General features: G+C 63.2%; 5 protein-coding genes. 1 reads left to right on the forward strand and 4 read right to left on the reverse strand.

The features are described from left to right. Positions 1 to 503 precede the first annotated feature (503 nt). On the forward strand, positions 504 to 3,521 hold the full coding sequence (locus tag ACCQ10_RS20715) for a TonB-dependent receptor (protein ID WP_506191969.1): 3,018 nt from the start codon (positions 504 to 506) through the stop codon (positions 3,519 to 3,521). A 108-nt stretch (positions 3,522 to 3,629) separates the two neighbouring features. Here ACCQ10_RS20715 and mnmE read toward each other — a convergent pair whose 3' ends face one another. From mnmE to rpmH, 4 genes are all read right to left on the reverse strand, one after another. Continuing rightward, positions 3,630 to 4,970, reverse strand: coding sequence for a tRNA uridine-5-carboxymethylaminomethyl(34) synthesis GTPase MnmE (gene mnmE / locus ACCQ10_RS20720; protein WP_372361779.1), 1,341 nt, complete (start codon positions 4,968 to 4,970; stop codon positions 3,630 to 3,632). Between the two features lie 458 nt (positions 4,971 to 5,428). Further along, the gene (gene yidC / locus ACCQ10_RS20725) at positions 5,429 to 7,153 is read right to left on the reverse strand and encodes a membrane protein insertase YidC (protein ID WP_166752860.1); all 1,725 of its coding nucleotides are present in this window, start codon (positions 7,151 to 7,153) and stop codon (positions 5,429 to 5,431) included. Between the two features lie 25 nt (positions 7,154 to 7,178). After that, positions 7,179 to 7,616, reverse strand: coding sequence for a ribonuclease P protein component (gene rnpA / locus ACCQ10_RS20730; RefSeq protein WP_081419453.1), 438 nt, complete (start codon positions 7,614 to 7,616; stop codon positions 7,179 to 7,181). Between the two features lie 38 nt (positions 7,617 to 7,654). Beyond that, entirely contained in the window at positions 7,655 to 7,795 is a 141-nt protein-coding gene (rpmH, locus tag ACCQ10_RS20735; protein ID WP_002805908.1) for a 50S ribosomal protein L34, read from the reverse strand. Positions 7,796 to 8,037: the final 242 nt, after the last annotated feature.

Here is an 8,037-nt window from a genome sequence, read left to right on the forward strand (position 1 = left end):
ACAACAGCCATCCTGTAGCTGCTGATTGCGGCCAACAGCCACTCCATCGGCACTGAGCCACAGTGGCCAATCGACACTGACCCTCAGATGAGGTGCGGCACACGCCGTGCCGCGCTGGTCGCCCGTAGCTACCGACGCTCTCCGTCCGGCTGCAAACCCGCACATGCACGCGGCTCAGGAATGAGCGACTCGCTACCGCGATAGCCCCGGCCTGCCACAGCGAAGGATGACTGGTGAATGTTGCCTTCGCATACACGAGTTTGCCCGGCGATACCCGGCCCGAAAGCGCTGTTTCACAAGAAAGTTCCCAACTGGTGACATCGCCGTAAATCCTGGGTTAATCTTCAGACAGCCTTCAGGAATATGACAGCCGTTCAGCTTGCTGTCGTTTGAAGCGCACCTCCCCTCAGCTGCTGCAGGGCAGTCGAGTCCCACGTTTTGAAGTCGTTGTGCGTAATTCATCAGGAGAGAGAGGAATGACGCGTCCAGGAGTTCGTAGTTCGTTGTCCAGGAATATCACGCGTAGTGCCTTGAGCCTCGCCCTGGGCATGTGTGTGGCAGGTGGCGTGCAGGCACAGAGCTCGGTGGGCTCCATCTTCGGTAGCGGGCAGCCAGGCAGCACCATTGCCATTCAGAGCCCGCAGACCGGTGTCACCCGTTCGGTCACCGCCGCGTCCGACGGCAGATTCAGCTTCAACCAGCTACCGCCGGGCAAATACGTGGTCACCGCCGACGGGGTGACGCGCGAAGTCGAGGTCAAGGTCGGTAGCGGCTCGCAGGTCTTGTTCGGAAGCAACGCCACAACGCTGGACAGGGTCAACGTGATCGGCACCGGCGCGCTCAATCCCATCGATGTCTCGTCGGTTGAATCCACCACGGTCTTCACCGCCGAGCAGATGATTGCACTGCCGGTGGCCAGCGATGTGTCTTCGGTTGCACTGTTGGCGCCAGGCGCGGTGCGAGGCGATAGCGGCCTGGGTGCTGGCAACCTCGCATCGTTCGGCGGCTCGTCGGTGGCCGAGAACGGCTATTACATCAACGGCTTCGACGTAACCAATATGCGCACGTTCCTGTCGTTTGCCAATGTGCCGTTCCAGGGTATCGGGCAGTTGCAGGTCAAGACCGGTGGCTATGGCGCCGAGTATGGCCGCTCGCTGGGCGGCATCGTCAGCATCGTGACCAAGTCCGGCTCCAATGATTGGCATTACGGCGCCAGCGTGGAATGGGCGCCGGACTGGGGCGCGGCAGCAGGTAAGAACGTCCGCGAACGCGACCCCGACGCGTCGGACCCGCTGTACCAGTACCGCAGCGACGATCAGTTCGACAGCACCATTTACTCTGCGTATGCCAGCGGACCCATCATCAAAGACAAGCTGTTCTTCTTCGCCATGGTGGAGGGACGTAGCGAGACTGAAGACAACTTCTACGCCTTGACGAGCCGGCAGGTTCGCGATGACACGCCGCAAGGTCTGGTCAAGCTCGATTGGTACATCAACGACAGCAATCTGGTCGAATTCACCGGCATCTACAACCAAGCCAAGACCAAGTACCGCACTTACGAATACAACCTCGATGCCAACGGCGATAACCGTTACAACGTCGGCAGGCACGAGTCGCCGATCGAAAGCTATGAGATGGAAAACGGCGGCAAGGTCGGCATCCTGAAATACACCGGTTACTTCACCGACAACTTCACCCTGTCGGCGCAGTACGGCTATCTGAGCAACCTGATCGACTCGCGCCTGCCCGCCAATCCGGCTGGCGGCGAGTGCCCGTGGGCTTACAGCTTTGGACTAACCACCAGCACGGTGGATCGCTACATCGGTTGCAACCCGGGGACGATTTCGACCATCGCCGATTTGAATGCCGAGCCGGACGAAGACATCCGCAAGGCCTTCCGCGTCGATGGCGAGTGGGTGCTGGGCGATCACCGGTTGCGCTTCGGTGTCGATCAGGAAAACTACGAATCCAGCCATCGTGGCCAGACCTATGCTGGCGGCATCAATTGGGCGTATTACCTGGTTCCCAATAATGCGGTTGCCACCGGCGCATTTGCCGGACGCCCGGGCCGCACCGTGAACGGTCAGCTGGTGCCGCGCGGCTCACTGTATGCACGCTCGCGGGTCTATCAGACCAGCAGCTCCAGCTACGAAAACACCAACAGCGCTTTCTATCTTGAAGATAATTGGCAGATCAGCGAGGACTTCCTCGCGGTGCTCGGATTGCGTGGCGAAAAATTCGAGAACAAGAATGGCGATGGTATCGCCTGGGTGGAGTCGGACTACAAGCTCGCCCCGCGACTTGGTTTTTCGTGGGACGTGCTGGGCGATTCCAGCCTGAAGCTGTTCGGCACCGCAGGCCGCTACTACATCCCCGTCGCAACCAACTCGAGTATTCGTGCAACGGGCGCAGAATCGACCGTGTCCAACTGGTACTTCGTCAACGGCTGGAGCGAGGCCGATGGCCGGCCGGTCGGCCAGGGTGCGCAGATCGGCGCTACCCAGACCAACGGCTCGCTGGTTGCGCCGAACCCGGCATCGGTTGCATCCACCAATCTCTCGCCGATGTATCAGGACGAAGTCATTCTCGGTGGGCAGTTGCAGTTGACCGAGAACTGGATGGCAGGCGTGCGCATGATTCGCCGCGAGGTGAAGTCGGGCATGGACGACACCTGCACCACCAATCCCTGGATCGATTGGGCCGCCGATAACGGCTATCCCGATTTCGATCCGGGTTCGGTGCCGAGCTGCTACTTCCTTAACCCAGGCAGCGATGTCACGCTTAATGTCGACTTGAATGGCGATGGCGAATTGGAACTGGCAACCCTGCCGGCATCGTATCTCGGTCTTCCGGAATATCGACGCATCCATACCGCACTGGAATTCTTCTGGGAGCGCACCGGCGAGAAATTCAACTTCCAGGGCTCATACACGTTTGCCAGAACGCGAGGCAATGTTGAGGGCTACGTCAATTCCACATTGGAACAGGAAGATCCGGGCCTAACGCAGGACTTCGATCACCGTCTGTTTACCGATGGCACCTATGGCCCGACGCCAAACGATCGTCAGCACACCCTCAAGCTGTTCGGTGCCTATAACCTCACGCCGGAATGGCAGTTCGGCGGGAACCTGGTGCTGCAGTCCGGTCGGCCGGTCAACTGCCAGGGCTACATCCCGCTGGACGACATTCCGCAGCCTGACCAGGGCAACCTCAGCGGTTACAGCGGTTCGAGCTTCTATTGCTTGAACGCTGAAGGCACCCGCGTGCTACGGCAGCGTGGCGATGAAGGGCGTACGCCGTGGACCTGGACCTTCGATCTGACGGCTGCGTACATCCCCAACTGGGCCGACAACAAGCTGCGCATCAAGCTCGACATCTTCAACCTGTTCAATAACGACCGCGTCACCGAGTACAACGAGTTCAGTGAAGCATCCCGCGATGTGATCAGCCCCAACTATTTGAATGACGGCAATTATCAGACGCCGCGCTCGTTCCGGCTGACCGCGCGTTACGACTTCTGATGGCTTGATTGCACATCGGCTCCATCAACACCGGCCTCGAAAGAGGCCGGTGTCCTTTGCGCCAGCCGTTGCGGATCGCTCATCGCGAGCACGCTGCACGGCACCGCATCACTTCCCGATACAAAAACTCGAAAAGATCTTACCCAGCAATTCATCGGCGCTCAGCTTGCCGGTGATCTCGCCCAGTGCCGCATGCGCCAGGCGGAGTTCTTCCGCGGCCAGTTCGAGCTGCTCGAAACCCAGCTCAAGGTCGGCGGCGTCCGCGTGGTGTTCGGCGCGGCGTAGCGCTTCCACATGGCGGGTGCGTGCGGAGAACTCGCCGTCCACACTGTCGGTTGCGTCACCCAGCGCGAGCTCGCGCAAGCGGATGTGCAACTGCTCCAGTCCCTGCCCGGTCACCGCCGATACCGCGACCGCATCGCGATCGAGCGCTGCGGGTTCGGCCAGCAGGTCGCATTTGTTGTGGATCCACAGCTGGCGTGGCACTGCATCGATGGCATCGCCGATCGCATCACGTGCGGCCTGCGGGTCGCGTGCGTCCAGCACAATCAGCGCCAGATCGGCGCGTTCAAGTTCGGCGCGGGCGCGGCGCATGCCTTCGCGCTCGATCGCATCGCCGCCCTCGCGCAGGCCGGCAGTGTCGACCAGGGTCAGCTCGAAGCCATCGAGCTGGATGGCCTCGTGCAAGGTGTCGCGTGTCGTGCCGGCGACGTCGGTGACGATGGCGCGGTCGCTGCCGGCCAGCGCGTTGAGGAGCGAACTCTTGCCGGCGTTGGGCGGGCCGATCAATACCGCATGCAGACCGTCGCGCAGCTTGCGCCCGCGCTCTGCGTCACGCAGCAGTTGCACCAGCAGTGCGCGTGTCTGGGTCAACTCCTGACGCACTTGCGACCCACCCAGCGTGTCCAGCGGCTCATCGGCGAAATCGATTGCCGCTTCGACATGGATGCGCAGACGCGTCAGGCTCTCGCTCACCGCATCCACACGCCGCGAGAACACGCCATCGAGCGAGCGCCGCGCTGCGCGGGCCGCACGCAGATCACTGGCGGCGATGAGATCGGCAATCGCTTCGGCCTGCGCCAGGTCGAGTTTGCCGTTGAGAAACGCGCGTTCGCTGAACTCGCCCGCGCGCGCCTGGCGGGCGCCCACTGCGATGCAACGCGCCACCACCTGGCGCAGCAGCACCGGGCTGCCATGGCCCTGCAGCTCCACCACGTCTTCGCCGGTAAAGCTGTGCGGCGCCCGGAACCACACCGCGATGCCATCGTCGATCACCTCGCCTTGCGCATCGCAAAAGCGTGCGTAACGCGCGTGCCGCGGTTGCAGGCCGGCAACGCCCAGCGCTGCGGCGATCTGCACCGATTGCGGGCCTGACAATCGCACGATCCCGATGCCGCCGACCCCGGCCGCACTGGCGATGGCAACGATGGTGGATGTAGCTGAGGACATGGGCGCTGGCTCCAACCTGGATTGCAAAAGAATAAGCGCGGCTCTCAGAACCGCGCGGTAGCGGGCGACGATGCACTGCGGGCGCGTGCGTCGCGCCGAACTGCATGCGCGTTCGACACGCGTGTTTCTTCGGGCACCTGTATGCCGCTCCTCAGCGTCGCCGGATCAAGGCAACTGCAGCGGCACGCACCTGCACAGCGCCGCCGCTTGCGGTTGCGGCTCCACAGACGTGGAGTACGCCCTGCGCAACCTGGCGCGATCGCCAGCTACGGCACAGGCAGCGCCAACAGTGCGATAGACCATCGCGCACGAGGGACCGGTTCTAAGGGTGTTTCCTGCCAACATGCCACTTCGGCATGTGGTTGCTGGCGGCAATCTACAAAGCCGGATGGCGGCGCTGGCGCGGACAACTGCTGGCCCGCATGCAGAAAGCCCGCCTTGCGGCGGGCCTTCTTCGATCACTTGGCGTTGGCCTGGATGATCTTGCTCGGCTTCTCGCCGTGCTGGCGAATCATCCACCACTGGATCAGCAGACCCAGCCCGCCATTGACCACCCAGTACAGCACCAGGCCGGCCGGCATGAAGGCCATCATGACGCCGAACACCAGCGGCATGAACTGCATCATCTTGGCCTGCATCGGGTCCATGCCCGGGGTGGGGGTCAGTTTCTGCGTGGCCCACATGATCGCGATGTTGAGCACCGGCAGGATGAAGTACGGGTCGCGCGCGGTCAGATCCTGGATCCAGCCCAGCCACGGCGCCTGACGCAGTTCCACCGACTCCACCAGCACCCAGTACAGCGCGAAGAAGATCGGCATCTGGATCAGCAGCGGCAGGCAGCCCCCCATCGGGTTGATCTTTTCCTTCTTGAACAACTCCATCGTCGCCTGTTGATACTTGACGCGATCGTCGCCGTAGCGCTCCTTCAGCTGCGCCAGGCGCGGCTGGAAGCGGCGCATCTTGGCACCGGACTTGTACTGCGCCGCCGACAGCGGATACAGCGCCAGACGCAGCAGCACCACCAGGCCGATGATGGCCCAGCCCCAGTTGTGCAGGAAGCTGTGCAGGTGGCTCAGCACCCAGAACAGGCCCTGGCCGATGATGGCCATGATCGAGAAGCGGCTGTAGTCGACCACGCGGTCCAGGCCCTTCACGTCTTCCTTGGCGATCAGGCTGACTAGCTTCGGGCCCACCCACAGGCGTGCCTCGGTGGTCGCGGTCTGGCCCGGCGCCACGGTGAAGGCCGGTCCACGCAGTTCGGCCACGTCACGCGGGCCGTCCTGGTTCAGCACGTACAGCGAGGCCTGGTCCTTCTGCGGAATCCACGCGGTAAAGAAGTGGTGCTGCAACAGCGCCACCCAGCCGCCGGTGATCTGGCGATTGAGGCCACCGTCGTCCATGTAGTCCTTGAACGCGCGACGTTCGTAACCTTCCTGCGGGCTGTACCAGGTCGCCCCGTTGAAGCTGAAGGAGTCCGGGTTGGTCATGCCGCGGCTGAGGATGGTCGGCACCCGGCTCAGCTTGCGGAACACATAGCCGTTCCACGGCGCCCCGCTCTTGTTGATCACTTCATCCTTGATCGAGATCGCATAGCGGCCACGTTCCAGGGTGAAGGTGCGGCGGATCGACACGCCGTTGGGGCCATTCCACACGAACGGCACCACCAGGGTGTTCTGGCCCTTGGCCAGTTCGAACGCGGTGCCCGGTTGCTCGGCGCGGAAGCCGCCCACGCCCGGCACCGGCGAATGCTCGCTAGCCCAGCCGCTGGTGGCGTTATACGGGTGCGCCGGATCTTCGGTCAGCAGGCTGACCGGCGCGGTGCCGTCCTTGGTCTGCGGGAACTGCAGCAGTTCGGCATCGAGCACGCTGCGGCCATCCAGCTTCAGGCGCAGCACGTCCGAGGTCAGGGTCACCACCGGTGCAGCGCCGACAGCCGCCGGCGTCGCGGCAGTGCTGCTGGTCGCCGGCACCGTACCCGGCGCGCCGGCCTGCGGAATGGCCTGGGCAGCGGGCACATTGGCGGCGCTTGGCGCTGCCGCATCCAGATCACGCGCGGCCGGGACCGATTGCGTGGCCGCTGCAACAGGCGCGTTGGCAGCTGCCTTGTCCTTGCCCCACTCCATCCACAGCAGCGCCGCGACCATCAGCCAGGCAAAAATCAGGAAAACACGGGTCTGGTTCATCGGGCAGCAACTCGCTCAGTCGGAACTACAGTTCCGGCTCTGTCGGGGAAAGGGAGGATGGGTGCATCGTCCTGGCGGGCGGCATTGTGCCGGGCGCAGCAGGCAGGGGCAATGCGCCGGCGCGGCGCAGCAGACGCAGGAAGGCGTCGCGAATCTGTGGATTGGTCGCCTTTGCCGCTGCAGAGCGCGCCACGATGACGTAATCGCCGCCGGCCAGCTCGGGCAACAGGTGACGCATGGCATCGCGCAGCACGCGTTTGATGCGGTTGCGGCCAACCGCACGCGTATCGACCTTGCGCGACACCGCCATGCCCAGGCGCGGCGGCGTATCGCCCGTCCGCCAGTGCAGGCTGAGCAGCGGGTCCGAGGTGCGACGTGCGGTATCGAAGACAACCGTATATTGCGCACGCGTACGAACCCGCGCAGAGCGAGGAAATCGCCTGCACGGGTTCGATGCGTTCACGGTAGGACTTGCCTCGGCCGCAGAGAGCGGCGCGGCAATCAAGCGCTCAGGCGCTTGCGGCCCTTGGCGCGGCGGCGAGCCAGGATCTTGCGGCCGTCGGCGGTTGCCATACGTGCGCGGAAACCATGGTCGCGTGCTCGCTTGAGGTTGCTGGGTTGGAAAGTACGCTTGGTGGCCATGGGGCCCTCTGCATGAATGGAGACGAATAGAACCGGAAATTCTATAGGACCTCTACAGCCCGGGTCAACTCCCTGCACATCATGCCGATGAGGGGCTTGCATGCATCCTGTGGATGGACCTGTGAATAAGTCTGGGAAAAGCCTGCCCGCGGTGCTAGGCTGGCCCATCCTCTTTTCACTTCCGGGCTGCGTGCACGGCGCCTTGCTGCGCGCCGCAGCCAGCAACTGATGATCACACTTTG

Source organism: Xanthomonas sp. NCPPB 1325, from assembly GCF_041477645.2.
Classification (GTDB): domain Bacteria; phylum Pseudomonadota; class Gammaproteobacteria; order Xanthomonadales; family Xanthomonadaceae; genus Xanthomonas; species Xanthomonas cannabis.